Origin of the sequence: Bacillus sp. FSL K6-1338 (assembly GCF_038006965.1) — a bacterium.
Lineage (GTDB): Bacteria > Bacillota > Bacilli > Bacillales > Bacillaceae_G > Bacillus_A > Bacillus_A thuringiensis_S.
The window spans coordinates 3,629,269-3,649,322 of record NZ_JBBOWI010000001.1; the positions used below are offsets into that span (position 1 = coordinate 3,629,269).

The following is a 20,054-nucleotide window of genomic DNA, read 5'->3' on the forward strand; positions in this document are numbered from 1 at the left end:
TCCTTTTTACTTTCTTATAACACATCAGATTTTTCATATAAAAAATCTGATGTGTTTACTTTTATTCTACGCTTGTTTCTAAAGCTACATCCGTATAGGTATTATCATCACCTATATTTAAAATTACTTCACATTGACGCAATCTCAATTCAAAAAGCATGATAGAATCATGATAGATTTCAGGATTTGATTTCATCTTATGTAATATCTCTTGTTTTTCTTGTATTTCTAAATGCGTGTTTTCTACAGCTTGCTTTAAGGAGTTAAATGGATTCCTAAAGAATATATTAATATCTCGCTCTTGTGTGTTTTCAAACAGCTCAAATTGCAAGAAAAATTTCTTCATAATAGAAGCCGTTACTTCAGTATAATCTTCATTTTCTACATACTGTTTGTATTTGTTATATAGCATAGATTTATTTTTAGGAAGAACTCCAAATAATTTACCGGCACTTTTCAACAAAAATTGTGCTGGCGTAAATCGACGTAAAATATTTACTTCATCCATTTGTATTCTAGTCGTCATCCTGTCAGTATCTCTGCGCCAGTCATCAAGCACTTTAAAATCACATTCTAACTGTATTCTATTTTCTCCAAATAGTGAATTAAGCCCTTCACTAAGTTCTTCTAAATACGTTTGACTTTGAAGAAGCTCATTATTAGAAGTTGCAATCCAATTTTGCATAGAAAGAGCGAGATTAGGTAATACAGTTTGTTCTAAATATTTATGCACTTTTTCATTCATTGCTTTATTTAGTTCCGTATCCATGTGCCCGAAATCACTTTCTTCACTAATTAAATTAGAACAGCTCTTTAATATCTTCGGAATATTTTCAGTAAGATCATTTGTAATTTCAGTCTTCATTGAACGATATGATTGTGTAATGAAATGAATTTTTTCCCTCTCAAATGCAGTAAGGTTATTAATGCTACCGTTTAGTTTCACTAGCATATCTTCATTCCAATTAATAGCATCTACTAGATTATTTTCTTTCTCAACACGTTTATCCAAAAGATATGTAATTGTTTTTCGAATGAAAAATAATAACTTTTCAGTACGTTCTGCATCGATATTTTTATGATTAAAGTTAAAATGAATAAACTCAGTTAAATCATTTAATTGTTTACTACTTGTATATAACGAGGAATAAGGGAAAATTCTCGCATGCGGGAAATATGTGTTTATTCTCGTTGCCGTATCATGTAATACCCTTTTCACTTCTGCTTCACTGTAAATGTTATCGATTTTATTTAATAAGAAATGAATTTGTAAATTTGGCGTATGTTCTTGAATACTTAATAGAATGTCACGTTCTTTGTCAGTAAAAGGTGAATCCGCATTCAATACGAACAGTAATTCGTCTACAGAATTTAAATATTCGAATATCTCATCTCTAGTGTCGTTATTCCTATTAAAGCCAGGTGTCACTACAAATGTAAGTTTATTTTCATTTAAAAATCTGCATGGTAATTTAAATTCAACACACGCTCTATCTCTATATGTTTGATGGTGCTGAGACATCATATTATGGTAATCAGAGACATCTTCCGTTGTTGTAATTGCTGAGTCTGTTATAGCGTTTATTTCTATATGAGCATCATTTTTTAAAACTACTACATTTGAAATTGATTTTTCTAATATGTTTTCTCCTAATATAGAGTTAATAAATGTAGTTTTTCCATTTCCTGAAGTTCCCGTTACTAAAATACGATTTGTTCTTAAATCTGCGAGTTCGTCAACTAACCATTTAAATCGGTGACCTATTTCTATATTGTGCTTTTGTGCCCACTGTGTAATAGATTCAAAAAGGTGTAAGCTGTACTCTAAGCCATTTACATGATTAATAGAATGTGACAGTAAGTTTTCCGCATGCTCTATATTTGCTGAATCTATTTTGGAAGGGAAAATCTCATCCCATGCCAATACAGCTGCAGATGGAAATACAGCATAAGATGGATTAACTACTTTTAACCAATTTGCTAACAGATTGGGTATGATATCGTTTAATTGTCTAAGCGTATATTGACCTTGAATTAATGCAAAGTAAGTTTCTTCGTAAAGAGCAGAAACTTTGTTCCATATATCGGACGAATGTATTTCAATATGTAAGAAAAATTCATTTATTGTATTAAGCCATAATAAATAATTTTGTTCATCTTTATAACTGTTCCAAAGTGATGAAACCATTTGCGTAAACTGTACTTGATCTACATTATTTAATGTAGCTAATGCATTATAAAAATAATCTGGTGAAATATGTTTAGTAAACCCTTTATCAATATATCCTTTTAATACCTCAAACCACGGATACGATTCTATTCGAATTAACTCATTCACAGCAAGCTCTACTGCACTATCAAAATCTTGCTGTTCCTCATAAAAGGAACGGGCAATTTTTGTGACATTCGGATAATCAGGATTTAAAGAAACTGCTTCTTTAATAACACCGAAAGCTGAGTCAAAATTATTTTGCTCAATGTAAAGAGAAAGTAATTGTAGTCTAATTTCGATCATCAATATTTTATTATCAGTAGTAATAGAAGTATAAATATTTTCAGCATATGATAATTGATTAAGTTCGAAATAAGCATCCGCAATATTTTTTTGTGCCCATGGTGCTAATTCATTACTAACCTTCTCCCATTTAAAAATAGCTGCTTCAAAATCTTGATGACGATAATAAAATTCACCTTGTGCAAAACGAATATAAGACCTATCAGAAATCTCATTTTTTTCATCGTTTACATAAGCTTGTCCAAGTACGTCAAGAGTTGGTTTTGTTTCATTCTCCATTAGGAATGTTTCATAATACATCTTTTTTATTAATTGTTTTTCTAATCTCATCTTTTCCCCCACTATATCTTGAAAATACATTTTTAAGATATACCAATACTTTTTGTATGTATGCTTTTTATCTTAACAAAGAATATCTTTTGGAAAATTTCATTTTCCTTTCATTTTTCAAGTTAGATTGAATTTTTATGAGAAAAGTTTCAGTTTTTTTTCAATTCCCTTTCAGTTATGAAACAGCATTAAATGTTCCTAATAACCTAATAATACTATAATATTCCACATTATATTATCAAGAAAATCTCATATAAACCATATTATAAAAACAATCTATATTGAATTTATATGCATTATTCACTGCGCTGTCAAACAAAAAAATAACAATAGGAGCCAACGGCTATTCATACCATTTCTTTCTCAAATTATTTTCCTTTAAAAGGCTTCAGTGGTTATGTAATTAAATTCCATTAACCTATATAAATAACTAGTCCAAAAAAAATCTATATGCATATCATGTTATAGTAAAGAATTTAGGAAATCCTAAAAGGAGGCATTTTCATGTTTGAAGATAAATCTAAAATAAATTACCCATATGAATTTACTGAAACCACAACAGTTCCTCTAAAGAACCCCATTGATAAAAAATTCAAGAACGGCACAGGTACACATAACTTTCCAATTAAGAAACACTACAAAGAGCAAGTTCTATACACTGAAAAAATTAATAATAATAAAAATAAATAATCGTATAGATCCTTATGACAATTAACCAAATAAGAATCAATATTAGGCCATGCATAGTTATGTCTTTAATAATGTAAAAATCTTCATTATACTATTCATGCACCTTTTAAAAAGTGCTGTATACAGCGCTTTTTTATACATAGATAAATATAAGCTAACGCAGCCAAGAAATAAACTGCAAAATTACTTCACCATATTCTCGTTTAACAATTAAATCTACATATTAAAAGGGACCAACAGTAAATGTTGCCCCCTTTTGAAATGTAGTTTATTCACTCTACATAACCCTCTTAAACATCTTCTCCAACTCATAAGTAGAATGATGCACAAGAATCGGTCTTCCGTGCGGGCATGTATACGGGTTTGTTGTTGTACGTAGTTCTTCCAGTAAAGCAAATATTTGATCGTTCGTTAAATATTGATTCGCTTTAATCGATGCTTTACAGCTCATCATGATGGCTGCTTCTTCACGTAATTTTTTAATATCAACTTTTTTTAGTTTAACAACTTGCTCCATCATTTCATCGATAATTTCTGTTTCTTGTCCTTTCGGGAACCACGTTGGATGTGAGCGGACGATAAAGGATTGATGGCCAAATTGCTCCAAGAATAGACCGACTTTTTTCAGTTCTTCTAGTTGCTCTTCAACACGTAAAAATTCAGTAAGAGATAAATCGATACGGTACGGTACAAGCAGTTCTTGTACTTCTTGCGCTACCCTTCCTACTTTATCACGGAAGTATTCATAATTAATACGTTCCTGCGCGGCATGTTGGTCAATCATATATAAGCCTTTATCATTTTGAGCGAAAATATATGTTCCATGCATTTGTCCAATTGGATAAAGTGGCGGTAAGTCATTACCGTTCATTTCAATCTCTTTTATTTCCTGAACTTCTTCTTCCAATTCCTCTAATTCAAAGTCCTCTTCATTACTGTCCCACGATTTTTCTTCTCGAATTGGTTCTTCCATTATCGGTCTAGTAGATGGCTGCCAACTTTGTTCTTCTCTTACGAGCGACTGTGGTGGTTGCCATTCTTGTTTCGGCGGTTGCCACAGTTGTGCTGGCTGTTTCACAGGCAGCGGTTCTTCTTGTTTTTCATCCATGCCAGTTGGTAAAACAATGTCCGGCATGGATGGTTCTTTCGGCTTCGCATGCTCAAACTGGAACTGTTCTTGCACACTCTCGTCTTTTTCTTTTTTCTTCGTTGTTACGCCTGCATCTGGAATGAGCTGTATTTTTTTAAATGCAGCTTGCAATGTTTCTTCGATAAGCTTTAGCAATTCTTGTTCTTTACTAAAACGAACTTCTAATTTTGCAGGATGTACGTTAACGTCAACAAGCATTGGATCCATTTCAATCGATAAAAATCCGATTGGATATCGTCCGACTGGCAGTAATGTATGATATCCTTGCTGAATTGCTTTCATTAATACAAAGTTTCGAACGTAACGGCCATTTACGATTGTTGACATATAATTTCGAGATGCTCTCGTTACTTCTGGTAATGTTACATAGCCTGTAATTGTGAAATCTAAAGATTCAGCTTCAATCGGAACAAGTTTCTTCGCAACTTGAATGCTGTAAATCGATGCAAGTACTTGTCTTACATCACCATTACCTGACGTATGAAGCAATTTCTTTTCATTATGAAACAGCTTTAACGATACTTCTGGATGTGACATTGCAATACGATACACAATATCTGTAATATTACCAAGCTCTGTATGAATGGTTTTCATATATTTAAGACGCGCTGGTGTATTAAAGAATAAGTTTTGTACTGTAATATCTGTTCCTTTTCGGCTCGCGGTTTTCTCTTGCTTTATAATGTCTCCACCTTTAATAATAAGGTGTGTACCAGGTGCATCACCTGTGCTAGTGATTAATTCTAATTCACTAACTGAGGCGATACTCGGCAATGCCTCACCACGGAAACCGAGTGTTCTGATGCGAAACAGATCGTTTTCATCTTTAATTTTACTTGTCGCATGTCGTTCAAAAGCTACGATGCAATCTTCTTCTGCAATGCCATCTCCATTATCAATGATGCGAATTTTCGATAAACCAGCTTCTTCTAAGTGGATTTCAATAGATGTACTATTCGCATCGATAGAATTTTCCACAAGTTCTTTTACGACTGAAGCAGGACGCTCTACTACTTCTCCTGCCGCAATTAAGTTAGAGAGTTGGTCATCGAGTTTGCGAATTTTCCCCATCTACTTACTCATCCTTTCTTTAACTTTTTCTGTAAGCGATACAGTTCGTTCATCGCTTCTAAAGGCGTCATATCAAGTAAATCAATTTTTTTAATTTGCGCCAGTACTGCTGTTTCTTTTTGATCTAACGCAAGCTTGTCTTGTTTCTTCGAAGACTGTTCTCCTCCAAAGAAAGATAGTTGTGATTCTTCCTCAGTCTCTACTTTCGCCTCTAGTACTTCTACTGGCTCTTCTTTTACAACTACAGGTTCTGGAATAACTTCTTGCTCCTGCACTTTCACTTCTACACGCTTTGGAATAATAATTTCTTCTTGTCCTTCTAGTTGTGCTAACACTTCTTTCGCACGGGCAATTAAGCTATCTGGAAGCTCTGCAAGTTGCGCAACGTGGATTCCGTAACTTTTATCTGCTGCTCCATCTTGAATTTTATGAAGGAATACTACTTTACCATTCTCTTCAATTGCTGAAACGTGTACATTTTTTAGTTGATCTAAACTCTCTTCTAACACAGTCAATTCATGATAATGTGTAGAAAATAACGTTTTTGCCCCAATTTGGTCATGAATATGTTCAATGATTGCCTGTGCAAGTGCCATGCCATCATACGTAGATGTACCTCGTCCAATTTCATCAAATAAAATTAAACTTCTTTCTGATGCGTTTGCAATTGCATTTTTCGCTTCTAACATTTCGACCATAAATGTACTTTGACCTGAAATCAAATCATCTGCTGCACCAATTCTCGTAAAGATTTGGTCAAATACAGGTAATACTGCTTCTGTCGCTGGTACGAAACAACCAATTTGTGACATAACCGTTACAAGTGCTAACTGTCTCATATACGTACTTTTACCAGACATGTTCGGTCCTGTAATTAAAAAGACATCCATCTCCTCTGGCATAATACAATCATTCGGTACATACAATTTCCCGTTCAATACTTTTTCAACGACAGGATGACGACCATCTTTAATAAAGATTTCACGCTTCGTTGTTAGTACAGGTTTTACAAACTGTTCTTCTTCACTAACTGTCGCAAAACTTTGCAGTACGTCTAATTCACTAATTACTTTTGCTAAATGTTGTAATTTCGGAATAAATACTTTTACTTCTTCACGAAGCGCTGTAAATAAATCGTATTCTAGTTGTACAATTTTTTCTTCTGCTTCTAAAATTAACGTTTCTTTTTCTTTCAGTTCATCTGTAATGAAACGTTCAGCATTAGCAAGCGTTTGTTTTCGTTCGTAGCGGCCTTCTGGAAGTGCTGCAAGATTCGCCTTCGTCACTTCAATGTAGTAGCCGAAAATACGGTTGTACCCGATTTTTAACGATTTAACTCCTGTAATATCACGCTCTCGTTTTTCAAGCTCAGCGATCCACGTTTTTCCGTTTTTACTAACGTAACGATATTGATCAAGCTTGTCATTATAACCGTCTTTAATAATATCTCCATCTTTAATAGAAAGCGGTGGGTTTTCTTGAATACTTCTTCCTAGTAATTCAGTTAAGCTCTCACATGGATCTGCGCCTTGAATTAACCTTGCTGCATAAGCATTATCTAACAAACTAATCGCTTCTAAAATAGCTGGTACTTGAAGTAAAGATCGTCTTAACTGTAATAAGTCCCGTGCATTGACATTACCAAATGCAACTTTTCCTGCTAAACGTTCTAAATCATATACTTCTTTTAATTTTTCTTTTAAATCTTCACGTAAGAAGTAATCATTTACAAATGTTTCAACCATTTCTAAACGCTCTTCAACTTTTTCTTTCTGAATAAGTGGACGTTCCATCCACTGTTTTAACATACGACCACCCATAGCTGTTTTTGTTTTATCCAATAGCCATAATAATGATCCTGTTTTTTCTTTCGTTCGAAGTGTTTCCGTCAGCTCTAAATTTCGCTTTGAATGCACATCAATTTTCATAAATTGATTCGTATAATAAATTTCTACAGGTTGTAAATGATCTAATGAACGTTTTTGCGTTCTTATCACATAGTTAAATAAGCGTCCAATTGCTTTAATTAACTTTGCTTGCGAAACATTTTTCACAAGATGTTCTAATCCTTCAGGAATTGCCGTTGCATCTTCATATGAAATTGTCATTTGTAACGTTTCAGTTAATTTATTTAATTCATCTTTAGAAAATGAAGAATCTACAACAATTTCTTTCGAACCAGTTGCATACACTTCCAATAAAATATCTTCTACTGAACCAGTCAATAACGTTACTGTATTTTGTCCAGTCGTTAAATCATTACAAGCTAAAGCATATGATCCATCTTCAAAATGTGTTAATGCGGCTAAGAAGTTGTTTTCTTTCTCATCAATTGTACGCCCTTCCATCATCGTTCCTGGCGTAATTAGTTGTACTACTTCACGGCGCACTACACCTTTAGCTGTTTTTGGATCTTCCACTTGCTCACAAACAGCAACTTTATATCCTTTTTCAACAAGTTGTTCAATATAGTTTTTAGCTGCATGATGCGGTACACCGCACATCGGTATACGATCACTACTGCCACCATCTCGGCTCGTTAATGTAATCTCAAGTTCATGAGCTGCTTTAACGGCATCTTCAAAGAACATTTCATAAAAATCGCCTAATCGGAAAAATAAAAAGGCATCTTGATAGTCTGCCTTAACCTTTAAATATTGCTGTATCATAGGGGTATATTGCGTCATACTTTTCCTCCATAATTCTTACATAGTAATCAATTTTCATATATGTCACATTTCACGGACATCCATATCTCCTATTTCAGGAGTCTATCTTCATTATAACATATTTCATAAAGAATCATGTTCATTCAGCGCCACTTATGTAAAGTAAAAAGCTAGGAAGAACTTCTCCCTAGCTTTCTATTACTCTTCTTCTGCATCAACGATAAAGTTCGGATCTAATTCTTCAAATTCATCATCAGCAATTTGGAAATCATCATCTGATTCTACGCAGCCTTCAGGATTTACACTTACACAAATTTTCGTTTCTCCAACTACTTCTGTTACAAATTCACGTTCTACAGTTACAACAATTTTATTACCGTTTGGTGATACAAGCGCTTCTAAACAATTTGGTGGCTGAATAACACGAGCAATAATTTCTAAATCGTCACCAGAAAAGTTTTTATCACGATAACCAATGCTTACTTCGTCCGTGTAGTTCACGCGTTCTGTTACAACTTCAGTCTTTGTATTTCCATCAAATGAATACCAAGTGTTCACATCATAGAAACCTTCAATTTCCACATGCTTCCCATTCTTTCTTGCTTCGTACGAGTGGTTAATTACCCAGCACCCTAAAATACTTGTTGGTTCATTATTCGATTCACATGTATGCGTTGACTTTGTATACTTACGTCCTTTTCCAACCACTGCTTTTGTAATAATCTCTCTAAATTCGGACATTCGTAACCCTCCTCAATCACTATTCACTTAATCATATGCGTGACAATAGCGGAATGTGTCATTCTTTTTTTGAGAAGAACTTACGTTTAATCAACTAAAAAAAAGAGATGTCAATATGACATCTCTTTAACAACCACAATTTCCTTTTTTACTTTCTACCGCTGCGCCAGTTTCACCCTTAAGTACATCGCCACCAGTTGAAATTAATATTTCATCTGTTACGTTGTTAGAAATTGTACTAGCAACTAACTGTAATAAGTCATTTACATATGTTTGTGAAGATTTAAATTCTTGTACGACTGGAATACTGTCTAACTTATCTTGCAATGCATCAATTTCAGCTTCTACCTTTTTTAAAGCTTCCCACTTCCCGTAATGCTGCAAGTTTACTGCTTGTTTTTGCAGTGCTTTAATTTCATCGATTGCGCGCTTTACATTTTCATTTTTATGAATTTGCGCCTCTGCTTTCTTAAAAAAATCAACTTCTTCTGTTTCAGAAATCATTTTTGCTAATTCTTTTGCTTGTTCAACAATGTCATCTTTCGAATATACTTTCATCTATTATTTCACCTCAATCGGCTCTTCAACTAATTCCCCGTTAAGAGACCAAGTTTTTGCTTCCGTTACTTTTACTTTCACAAGCTGACCAATTAAAGATTTTGAAGCGACGAAGTTTACAAGTTTATTCGTGCGAGTATAACCTGCAAGTACTTCCGGATTATTTTTACTTTCCCCATCAACTAACACTTCTACAATTTGACCTTTGTAACGACTATTCTTTTCAATTGCCAACGTATTTACTAGTGTATTTAAGCGTTGAAGACGTTCTTTCTTCACTTCCATAGGTACATTATCTTTCATTTTTGCAGCTGGTGTACCTTCGCGAGGAGAATAAATAAATGTAAAGGCAGTATCAAATCCTACTTCACGATATAACGACATCGTTTCTTCAAATTGCTCATCTGTTTCATTTGGGAAACCAACGATAATATCTGTTGTTAATACTGCATCTGGAATTGCTTCTTTAATTTTTCTTACAAGTTCTAAATAATGCTCACGTGAATATTTACGCGCCATAATTTTCAGCATATCTGTACTTCCAGATTGAACTGGTAAATGGATATGTTCTACTAAGTTGCCACCTTTGCCAAGCACTTCAATTAAGTGATCATCGAAATCACGTGGATGGCTCGTTGTAAAACGAATACGGGCAATATCAACTTTACGAAGTTCGTCCATTAAATCACCAAGACCGTATTCTACATCTTCAAAGTCTTTACCATATGCATTTACGTTCTGTCCAAGTAATGTAATTTCTTTATAACCATTCGCAGCTAAATGACGAATCTCTTGGATAATATCTTCTGGACGTCTGCTCCGCTCTTTTCCGCGCGTATACGGTACAATACAATACGTACAGAACTTATCACAGCCATACATAATATTTACCCAAGCTTTAATATCACCACGACGTACTTTCGGAAGGTTTTCAATTACGTCGCCTTCCTTTGACCATACTTCAACTACCGTCTCTTTCGAGAACATCGCATCTTTTAGAATGTACGGTAATCTATGAATATTATGCGTTCCAAATACCATATCTACATGCTGATTTTTTTGCATAATTTTATTTACAACAGATTCTTCTTGAGACATACAACCACATACACCAATTAAAAGGTCCGGATTTCTTCGCTTTAGTGACTTTAAATGGCCTAGTTCACCAAACACTTTATTTTCAGCATTTTCACGAATTGCACAAGTATTTAATAAAACTACATCTGCATCCTCAGTCGAAAAAGTTGGTTCATATCCAAGCGTTGTGAAAATACCTGCCATTACTTCCGTATCATGCTCATTCATTTGACAACCATATGTACGAATATAGAACTTTCTTCCTGTACCAAAATTGCGAAACTCTTCAGGTAAGCCAAAATCCCGTTCAATTTTAACTTCTTCTTTCCCTCGCTTTTTCGCATCCTTTAAGGAAGGTGGTTGATATACACTTTCAAAGTATTTACTATAATCTTTCTCTTCTTTTTTCGTAGAGGAATTTGCTTGTTGACTTGCTAATCGTTGTTGCTCGTTCATCGGTAATCTCCTTTCACCCTTAACTATACACACTCTATAGTCCATTTTAATGCGCCTAGACTCACCTCAAAAATGGTTAGATAGCTTGAGAGATAACTTGTCCTTTGAAACTTGAGTAATCAATCTAATCATTCATAAGAATGAAGTCTTCCCCACGCAAATAGACATTCCCTTTTTATTATTTCTTGTTGTCCTACCCAAAAGCATATTGCTTTATCCCTATAAACATTACCATAGTATGACCTGTTTCGCCAATTTTAACAATACAGAGGCCCTTTATTATCTTACATTTCATAAGCAATGAACTTTCCATTTTCATACAACGATTTATATATTATTTTACCATTCTGAATTTTCTAAGTAAATAAGACTACCCTATATTTTTCTAATAAAAAAAGGTTGCCACATGGCAACCTCCTCTTCTTATATTACATAAATTCAGCAACAAGCTCATCAAACATTTTCTGATCCATATTTAAATCAGATTTCACTAAAGGCTCTTCACTATAGCCTTTAACAAGTTCTTGATATGATGGTTGCTTAGTATTTTGATAAATTAAACCTGTTACTAAACCGTTATTTTCCATTAAAGTTTGCATAGCCATCATGCGATTAGATGGATCATATCCCTCTACTGTGCTTAGTTTCGTTAAATTCTCTTTAAACCAATCGTAGGTATTTACTTTATTGTAAGTAACACATGGGCTAAATACGTTAATTAATGAAAATCCTTTATGGTTAATACCAGCTTCAATAATTTGTGTTAATTCTTTTAAATCACTCGAAAAGCTTTGCGCCACAAATGTCGCACCAGCTGTTAAAGCCATTTCCATTACATTTAGTGATGGTTCAATTGAACCTTGCGGTGTGCTTTTCGTTTTAAATCCAGCTTCACTACGTGGTGAAGTTTGCCCTTTTGTTAACCCGTAAATTTGGTTATCCATTACGATGTACGTAATATCGATATTACGACGAATAGAATGGATTGTATGTCCCATACCAATCGCAAATCCATCACCATCACCACCTGAAGCGATGACTGTTAAATCACGATTTGCCATTTTTACACCTTGTGCAATCGGAAGGGCACGACCATGAATACTATGCACACCATATGAATTAATATAACCTGAAATACGGCCTGAACAGCCAATACCAGAAATAACAGCAAGTTCATCTGGATTTAAACCAACGTTAGCTGCCGCACGTTGAATTGCAGCTTGCACTGAGAAGTCTCCGCAACCTGGGCACCAGTTTGGCTTTACACTGTTACGAAAGTCCTTAAATGTTGCCATTTAATACAACCCCTTTTTTGCATTCGTTGTAAATCTCTTTCGGCAAGAATGGGTTTCCATCATATTTTAAAAGACTAGAAATTTTCTCACCATTACCAAGATTCATTTTCATAATGTTAGCAAGCTGACCTGTTGCATTGTTTTCTACTACTACAACACGCTTCGCCTTTTTCACAAGTGGATCGATTTCAGCTGTTGGGAACGGGTGAATTAAACGTACATGAGCATGGTTTACTTTCATACCCTCTTGTTCTAAACGCGTCATTGCCTCTTCGATCGCACCACGAGTTGAGTTAAATCCAACAAGCAATACGTCTGCTTCTTCATGCTTAACATTTTTATAAACAGGGGTATTAAACTTCAAGTTTTCCATTTTACGGAAACGTTTGTCCATTTGATCTTTACGGTTTATTGCTGATTCCGATGGTTTTCCAGTTTCATCATGTTCTACACCTGTAACATGGTGAACACCATTTTTCATACCAGGTAAAACACGCGGTGAAACGCCGTCTTCAGTTACTTCATAACGCTTGAAGTATGCTTTATTTTCACGTTCTGGTAATTCCGCTTCTAAATCAAGCTTACCACGACGAATTTCCACTTTATCTAATTTAAGTGGTTCTACTGTTTGTTTTCCTAACGAAAGCTGTAAATCTGTTAAGAAAATAACAGGAACTTGATATTCTTCAGATAAGTTAAATGCTTCTACAATGTCATAGAAAGCTTCTTCAACTGTACTTGGCGCCATTACGATTTTTGGAATTTCACCATGCGTACCGTAAATCATCGCCATTAAGTCAGACTGTTCTTGTTTCGTTGGTAATCCCGTACTTGGACCACCACGTTGTGTATCAACAATTACTAATGGAGTTTCTGTAATACCTGCTAAACCGATTGCTTCCATCATTAATGAAAGACCAGGACCAGCAGATGCAGTTAATGTACGAACACCAGCATAGTTTGCACCGATTGCCATTGTACAAGCTGCGATTTCATCCTCAGTTTGGATTACTGTTCCGCCGACTTTCGGTAATTTTTTAATTAAGTATTCCATAATTTCTGATGCAGGTGTGATTGGGTATGCTGACATAAAACGAGCACCACCAGCTACCGCACCAAATGCGATTGCGTCGTTTCCAATCATAAACATGCGTTTTTTACCATCAGCTTTTTCAAGCTGCATCATGTTTACTTTCTCACCTAGTAATTCTTTCATATATTGAGAGCCGCGTTTAATTGCGTCCATATTCTTTTGAACGACTTGCTCTCCTTTACGACCAAAGATTTCTTCAACAACATCTAAATAAGCTGTTTCGTCTAATCCTAATACTGCACTTGATGCTCCAACAGCAACCATGTTTTTCATTAATGATGTGCCTAATTCTGAAGCAATATCTGTAAACGGTATCACATATAGATTTACATCTGTATTATCAGGTATTGTTGGATTAAATTTCGCATCCGCAACTACAATTCCACCTGGACGTAGTTCGTGGAAGTTAAAATCAATTGTTTCTTGGTCAAAAGCAATTAAAATATCTAAATCATCTGAGATCGCTCGTACTTCTGTTGTACTTACACGAATTTTATTATTTGTATGGCCGCCTTTTATACGTGATGAGAAGTGGCGGTAACCGTATAGGTAATATCCTAATCGGTTTAATGCAATACAGAAGATTTCTCCTGTACTTTCAATTCCTTCACCTTGTTGGCCTCCAACTTTCCATGAAAGTTGACTAATCATCTCCTACACCCCTTTTGGCTGCATTCATTGTAGTGTATTTTTTTACAGTAATAGTTTAGCATTTTTTATGCAAATAAACTACAACGGACGCAAATTATGCCTCTTCTGATTTCCCTGAATCTTTAGTATAAAGCTATTTTGTTTTTCATTCTAGTATTAGGTCTTAAAAAAAGCAATAAAATCAAATGAATTAATTTTAATTATTCTGAATTTTAAACCAAAAACTTAAAAACTCATATGTTCAACAAAATTATCATATAAAAATCTTTCTACAGTAGATGCAGCATAGTATTTATAAAGCTCATTCATGACATTTTCATAATCTCGGTAGGCAGATACATTGACAACCGTATCTACAATCCCATCAAAATCTGAACCAAACCCTATATTGTTTTCTCCACCTAGCGAGCAAATATATTCGATATGTTTTACTATATCTGTTATATTTGCTTGTCTTTCACTTGTTAGAAACTGCGGTACAAAAGTAACACCGATTATGCTATTTCTCTGTATAAGCGCTTTAATTTGTTCGTCATTTAAATTGCGTGGATGCTCACACAGTTTATAACAATTTGAGTGGGATGCAATTGGGTTATTTGCAATTTCTATCACATCCCAAAAACTTCTCTCATTTAAATGTGATAGATCCGTCCATAATTGCAAAGTATTCAACTCTTGTACAACTTGTCTACCAACAGTAGTTAAACCTGCTCCACGCGTCTCTAGCGCCCCATCAGCTAACAAATTCGCATAGTTCCATGTTAATCCGAAAGAACGTACACCTAACCGATAAAACAAACGTAATTTCATCGCTTCTTTGCCAATTGCTTCGCACCCTTCTAACGTTAATAGCGCGCCAACCTCGTCTTGTTTTAATCTATTTATATCCTCTTTCGTTCGGATAAATCTCACACCTGGTAGCGATAGAATTTCATTATAAAAAATATCTATCATTTGTAATGCCGCTTCAAATCGTTTTTCATACGTCACTGTTTCTGGCACATATATTGCAAAACATTGTATACTTCCTTGTCTTTCCTTTAACTGTTGAAATGTAATATGTAATTGCGGATCGTTTTTAAAATTCTTTTTTCCCTTTGCACTCCATAACTGAAAGAGCACATCACAATGAGCATCAAAAATTTTCATTTTCATTCCTCCATTATAAAAACAACCTGTTTGCATACTGCAAACAGGTTGTTTAAACTTAACGAGGTTCTACAATTAATTTTATTGCTGTACGCTCTTCGCCATCAATCATAATATCTGTAAACGCTGGGATACAAATTAGGTCCAAACCACTAGGCGCTACAAACCCTCTTGCAATTGCTACTGCCTTTACCGCTTGGTTTAATGCACCTGCACCAATAGCTTGAATTTCTGCTGTTCCGCGTTCGCGAATAACACCTGCAAGTGCACCAGCTACAGAATTAGGGACCGACGTTGCTTTAACTTTTAATATTTCCATTCCGCGTTTCCTCCTCGTTTCTTTAAAAAGTATTAGCAATTATTTCACTTTAACTTATATTCACGAGGAATGGCGCGTATTCCTGCTAAATTTTCGTAATTTTTCTAAAAAATTAAAATATAATAACTTATCTAAAATTTAACGGAAATTTACTCAAAAAATGGTTGATCGTCATTAATTAAAATGCGCTCAATTTTCTTTGCTTTTCCTGTATTTGGATCCACATCAATTAACACTGCACTTAATTGCGTTCTACCACTTGTTACTTCAAATCGTACCGGTAAGTTCGTTAAAAACTTCTTCAATACTGCTTCTCGGTCCATACCTAAAATTCCATCATATGGCCCTGTCATCCCAACATCTGTAATATATGCCGTTCCGCTTGGTAAAATACGGTTATCCGCTGTAGGGACATGCGTATGCGTACCTACTACTGCTGTAGCACGTCCATCTACATACCAACCTAGCGCTTGTTTTTCACTTGTAGTCTCCGCATGGAAATCAATAAAGATAATATTCGTACGTTTTTTCGCAATATTAATTAATTCATCCACTTTACGGAATGGACAATCAATCGGAGGAAGGAAAGTACGCCCCTGTAAGTTAATAACTGCAACTTCTGTTCCATTACAGTTCACAAAGATAAGTCCTTTTCCTGGAGTTCCTTCTGGGAAGTTAGCTGGTCTTGCAAGATATTTTGCATCATCGATGAATTCAAATACTTCACGATTATCCCAAGCATGGTTTCCAAGTGTAACTGCTTGTGCCCCACACTCTAAAAAGTTTCGATATATTTTTTCTGTAATCCCACGGCCACCTGCTGCGTTTTCTCCATTAATGATTGTTACTGTAGGTGTATATTTTTTCTTTAATGCCGGTACGTATTGTTGAATCATACCTCTACCAGGAGATCCTACTACATCCCCAACAAATAATATTCTCATATGTCTTACCCTTTCTATGTACTGCATTTTTTATTGCTATAGCATTAAGGAAATTCCTTATAATATGTTTATTATAAGTTTGTTTCACTTTTACGCTATATAACTAACTGTCTTTATTTTATCCAATTCCAACACAAAAAAATAAAGTGGTGTTTCACCACTTTATTTTGCGTATTCCACTGCACGTGTTTCACGAATAACAGTTACTTTAATATGTCCTGGGTAATCCAGTTCATTTTCAATACGTTTTCGGATATCACGAGCTAAACGATGAGCTTCTAAGTCATCGATTGTATCTGGTTTTACCAAAATACGAACTTCACGTCCTGCTTGAATTGCAAATGATTTTTCAACGCCTTCATAAGACTCTGAAATCTCTTCTAACTTTTCAAGACGACGAATGTAGTTTTCAAGCGTTTCACTACGAGCTCCCGGTCTTGCAGCTGATAAAGCATCTGCTGCTGCAACTAAAACTGCAATGATAGAAGTTGGTTCTGTGTCACCATGGTGAGATGCGATACTGTTTATAACTACAGGATGCTCTTTATATTTCGTTGCGAGTTCAACACCAATTTCAACGTGGCTACCTTCTACTTCATGGTCAATCGCTTTTCCGATATCATGTAATAGACCAGCACGTCTTGCTAGTTTTTCATCCTCACCAAGCTCTGCTGCCATAAGTCCAGTTAAATATGCAACTTCCATAGAGTGTTTTAAGACGTTTTGTCCATAACTTGTACGGTATTTTAAACGACCTAAAATTTTAATTAAATCTGGGTGTAATCCGTGAACACCCACTTCAAACGTTGTTTGCTCTCCGACTTCGCGAATATACTCGTCCACTTCACGTCTTGATTTTTCGACCATCTCTTCAATACGCGCTGGGTGAATACGTCCGTCCTGTACTAGTTTATCAAGAGCGATACGAGCTGTTTCACGACGAATTGGATCGAATCCAGAAAGAATTACCGCCTCTGGTGTATCATCGATAATTAAGTCAATACCCGTTAACGTTTCTAACGTACGAATATTACGACCTTCACGCCCGATAATACGTCCCTTCATTTCGTCATTTGGAAGATTTACAACCGAAACGGTTGTTTCAGCAACATGATCAGCTGCACATCTTTGCATTGCAAGAGATAAAATCTCTTTTGCTTTCTTATCCGCTTCTTCTTTCGCGCGAACTTCACTTTCTTTTACCATAACAGCGATTTCATGAGAAACTTCATTTTCTACTTTACCAAGAATAATTGCTTTCGCTTGTTCGCGTGTCAGATTGGAAATGCGCTCTAATTCTGTTTGTTGCTTTTGAACTAACTCTCCCACTTTGCTTTCCAACTCTTCAATCTGTTGTTGTCTCGCTACAAGAGATTCCTCTTTCTTCTCTAACTGCTGCTCGCGTTTATCGAGCGTTTCGTCTTTACGATCAAGGTTCTCTTCTTTTTGCATTAAACGATTTTCTTGTTTTTGTAATTCGCTTCTACGGTCACGAATTTCTAATTCAGCTTCTGTACGAAGTGTATGAATTTCATCCTTTGCTTCTAAAAGCGCTTCTTTCTTAAGTGCTTCAGCCTCACGATTCGCTTCGTCTAAAATACGTTTCGCTTCATTAGCCGCACCATTAATCTTCGCTTCAGCAATAGACTTTCGAACAAAAAAGCCAACAACTGCACCGACTGTTGTTGCAAGCAAAATGGAGATGAGTATCCAAACTGTACTACTCATGATTTCACCTCCCCTTGCTATGAATGAAAAAAGACTGTCGGCATGTACATTAAATTACAATATACAGCAAAGACCGTCGTCCCGCTTTTTTAAGGGACTTTCTTCATTTCACAATTAAAATGTCATATTATTATTTCGGTAAGATTTAAACCTTACTCCGAATATTACTTCTCTTCTTGAGAAGAGTATATCGTATATAAGAAAAAATATACATTCTCATTGTATCTATCGTAATTTTCATTGTCAAGCGTTGTCTACTTTTACTTTCTTTACCTTCAGTCCTTAATGTTATCTGAATTTGAAAAATTGATAGCATACTATCCTGGAAAACCTTAGTAAATACCATTTTATTCCCTTAAAACGTATGAATATTCCTCTTTACACATCCCATTTGAGTCAAAAAAATATTTTAACCACTACGATAGATACCCCTTTAATAGAAGGTAAAAAAATAAAAGACACGGGACCCGTGTCTTTTATTTTTTAATCTTGAAGAGTTGCATCTTCCGTGTCTTCCACACCAGAATCTTCACCAATTCCGTGATGATCACGAACAAAGAAGGCAATTTCCTCTCTTAAGTCCGTATTCTCTTTTAAGAATTGCTTCGAATTTTCACGACCTTGTCCTAAACGTTCTTCATTATAAGAATACCAAGCACCGCTCTTTTGAACGATATCAAGCTCAGAAGCCATATCCAAGATTTCACCCTCTCTTGAAATACCTTCTCCGTACATAATATCAACTTCAGCAACACGGAATGGTGGCGCTACTTTATTTTTCACTACTTTTACTTTTGTTTTATTACCAACGATGTCGTTACCTTGCTTTAATTGCTCCGCACGACGCACTTCAAGACGGACAGTTGAATAGAATTTCAACGCACGACCACCTGGAGTTGTTTCTGGGTTTCCGAACATAACCCCAACTTTTTCACGAATTTGGTTAATAAAGATTGCAATTGTTTTTGATTTGTTGATTGCTCCTGAAAGCTTACGAAGTGCTTGTGACATTAAACGTGCTTGTAAACCTACGTGTGAGTCACCCATGTCGCCTTCAATCTCTGCTTTCGGTACAAGAGCTGCTACAGAGTCAATTACGATAATGTCAACCGCACCACTTCGTACAAGAGCTTCCGCGATTTCTAATCCTTGCTCCCCTGTATCAGGCTGTGATAATAGTAATTCATCTATGTTAACGCCTAATTTTTGTGCATATACAGGATCCATTGCGTGCTCCGCATCGATGAATGCTGCTTGTCCACCTTGACGTTGTACTTCTGCAATTGCATGTAATGAAACTGTCGTTTTACCTGAACTTTCAGGTCCGTAAATTTCGATAATACGGCCACGTGGGTATCCGCCTACCCCTAATGCCACATCAAGTGCTAAAGAACCACTTGAAATTGTAGAAATTCTACGTTCCGCTTGTTCTCCTAATTTCATAATTGAACCTTTACCAAATTGCTTCTCTATTTGTTTTAACGCCATATCTAATGCCGCTTGACGATCACTCATTCAAAATTCCTCCTTAACTGAATTGCTAATCTTATTATACCTATTTTCAATTCAATTTGCCAACAAAAATCGAACATTTATTCGTTTTTTTTATTTTCCATTA

Annotated in this window: 14 protein-coding genes; 1 reads left to right on the forward strand and 13 read right to left on the reverse strand. The window is 35.3% G+C overall.

Features of this window, described 5'->3' with window-relative positions; all coding sequences use genetic code 11:
* Positions 1–61 precede the first annotated feature (61 nt).
* Complete coding sequence (locus NZ044_RS18510; RefSeq protein WP_340949921.1) at positions 62–2,845, reverse strand: dynamin family protein; 2,784 nt, start codon at positions 2,843–2,845, stop codon at positions 62–64.
* 504 nt (positions 2,846–3,349) lie between these two features.
* On the opposite strand from NZ044_RS18510, the gene NZ044_RS18515 reads away from it, so the two are divergent.
* Positions 3,350–3,535 (forward strand): hypothetical protein, encoded by a 186-nt coding sequence (locus tag NZ044_RS18515; protein WP_000461138.1) that lies wholly within the window; start codon positions 3,350–3,352, stop codon positions 3,533–3,535.
* 277 nt (positions 3,536–3,812) lie between these two features.
* Here the strand turns inward: NZ044_RS18515 and mutL are convergent, their stop codons facing one another.
* From mutL to recA, 12 genes are all read right to left on the reverse strand, one after another.
* Positions 3,813–5,756, reverse strand: coding sequence for a DNA mismatch repair endonuclease MutL (gene mutL, locus NZ044_RS18520; RefSeq protein WP_000516486.1), 1,944 nt, complete (start codon positions 5,754–5,756; stop codon positions 3,813–3,815).
* An 8-nt stretch (positions 5,757–5,764) separates the two neighbouring features.
* Positions 5,765–8,443, reverse strand: a complete 2,679-nt coding sequence (gene mutS / locus NZ044_RS18525) for a DNA mismatch repair protein MutS (RefSeq protein ID WP_340949923.1) — start codon at positions 8,441–8,443, stop codon at positions 5,765–5,767.
* Positions 8,444–8,623: 180 nt separating this feature from the next.
* Complete coding sequence (cotE, locus tag NZ044_RS18530) at positions 8,624–9,166, reverse strand: outer spore coat protein CotE (protein WP_001288799.1); 543 nt, start codon at positions 9,164–9,166, stop codon at positions 8,624–8,626.
* 126 nt (positions 9,167–9,292) lie between these two features.
* Positions 9,293–9,724 (reverse strand): RicAFT regulatory complex protein RicA family protein, encoded by a 432-nt coding sequence (locus tag NZ044_RS18535; RefSeq protein WP_000870460.1) that lies wholly within the window; start codon positions 9,722–9,724, stop codon positions 9,293–9,295.
* Positions 9,725–9,727: 3 nt separating this feature from the next.
* Positions 9,728–11,257, reverse strand: coding sequence for a tRNA (N6-isopentenyl adenosine(37)-C2)-methylthiotransferase MiaB (gene miaB, locus NZ044_RS18540; protein ID WP_001005392.1), 1,530 nt, complete (start codon positions 11,255–11,257; stop codon positions 9,728–9,730).
* A gap of 428 nt (positions 11,258–11,685) precedes the next feature.
* The gene (locus NZ044_RS18545) at positions 11,686–12,552 is read right to left on the reverse strand and encodes a 2-oxoacid:ferredoxin oxidoreductase subunit beta (protein WP_000190155.1); all 867 of its coding nucleotides are present in this window, start codon (positions 12,550–12,552) and stop codon (positions 11,686–11,688) included.
* The gene (locus NZ044_RS18550) at positions 12,539–14,296 is read right to left on the reverse strand and encodes a 2-oxoacid:acceptor oxidoreductase subunit alpha (RefSeq protein WP_000625417.1); all 1,758 of its coding nucleotides are present in this window, start codon (positions 14,294–14,296) and stop codon (positions 12,539–12,541) included. Before NZ044_RS18550 ends, NZ044_RS18545 begins: the two co-directional genes overlap by 14 nt.
* A 225-nt stretch (positions 14,297–14,521) precedes the next feature.
* Complete coding sequence (locus NZ044_RS18555; protein WP_003309838.1) at positions 14,522–15,481, reverse strand: dipeptidase; 960 nt, start codon at positions 15,479–15,481, stop codon at positions 14,522–14,524.
* 22 nt (positions 15,482–15,503) lie between these two features.
* A complete protein-coding gene (gene spoVS / locus NZ044_RS18560; RefSeq protein WP_000404341.1) occupies positions 15,504–15,764 on the reverse strand; it encodes a stage V sporulation protein SpoVS in 261 nt (86 codons plus the stop codon).
* Positions 15,765–15,913: 149 nt separating this feature from the next.
* Positions 15,914–16,708 carry a TIGR00282 family metallophosphoesterase gene (locus NZ044_RS18565; RefSeq protein WP_001221092.1) on the reverse strand — a complete coding sequence of 265 codons (795 nt, stop codon included), beginning with the start codon at positions 16,706–16,708 and terminating at the stop codon, positions 15,914–15,916.
* Between the two features lie 162 nt (positions 16,709–16,870).
* On the reverse strand, positions 16,871–18,436 hold the full coding sequence (gene rny, locus NZ044_RS18570; protein WP_000099770.1) for a ribonuclease Y: 1,566 nt from the start codon (positions 18,434–18,436) through the stop codon (positions 16,871–16,873).
* 483 nt (positions 18,437–18,919) lie between these two features.
* On the reverse strand, positions 18,920–19,951 hold the full coding sequence (recA, locus tag NZ044_RS18575) for a recombinase RecA (RefSeq protein WP_001283853.1): 1,032 nt from the start codon (positions 19,949–19,951) through the stop codon (positions 18,920–18,922).
* Between the last annotated feature and the right edge of the window lie 103 nt (positions 19,952–20,054).

Bases quoted from the DNA above. Each gene is read 5' to 3' on its own strand.
- recA (WP_001283853.1), bottom strand. From the start codon at position 19,951: ATGAGTGATCGTCAAGCGGCATTAGATATGGCGTTAAAACAAATAGAG.
- cotE (WP_001288799.1), bottom strand. From the start codon at position 9,166: ATGTCCGAATTTAGAGAGATTATTACAAAAGCAGTGGTTGGAAAAGGA.
- miaB (WP_001005392.1), bottom strand. From the start codon at position 11,257: ATGAACGAGCAACAACGATTAGCAAGTCAACAAGCAAATTCCTCTACG.
- NZ044_RS18515 (WP_000461138.1), top strand. From the start codon at position 3,350: ATGTTTGAAGATAAATCTAAAATAAATTACCCATATGAATTTACTGAA.
- NZ044_RS18510 (WP_340949921.1), bottom strand. From the start codon at position 2,845: ATGAGATTAGAAAAACAATTAATAAAAAAGATGTATTATGAAACATTC.
- mutS (WP_340949923.1), bottom strand. From the start codon at position 8,443: ATGACGCAATATACCCCTATGATACAGCAATATTTAAAGGTTAAGGCA.
- rny (WP_000099770.1), bottom strand. From the start codon at position 18,436: ATGAGTAGTACAGTTTGGATACTCATCTCCATTTTGCTTGCAACAACA.
- mutL (WP_000516486.1), bottom strand. From the start codon at position 5,756: ATGGGGAAAATTCGCAAACTCGATGACCAACTCTCTAACTTAATTGCG.
- NZ044_RS18565 (WP_001221092.1), bottom strand. From the start codon at position 16,708: ATGAGAATATTATTTGTTGGGGATGTAGTAGGATCTCCTGGTAGAGGT.
- NZ044_RS18535 (WP_000870460.1), bottom strand. From the start codon at position 9,724: ATGAAAGTATATTCGAAAGATGACATTGTTGAACAAGCAAAAGAATTA.
- spoVS (WP_000404341.1), bottom strand. From the start codon at position 15,764: ATGGAAATATTAAAAGTTAAAGCAACGTCGGTCCCTAATTCTGTAGCT.
- NZ044_RS18545 (WP_000190155.1), bottom strand. From the start codon at position 12,552: ATGGCAACATTTAAGGACTTTCGTAACAGTGTAAAGCCAAACTGGTGC.
- NZ044_RS18550 (WP_000625417.1), bottom strand. From the start codon at position 14,296: ATGATTAGTCAACTTTCATGGAAAGTTGGAGGCCAACAAGGTGAAGGA.
- NZ044_RS18555 (WP_003309838.1), bottom strand. From the start codon at position 15,481: ATGCAAACAGGTTGTTTTTATAATGGAGGAATGAAAATGAAAATTTTT.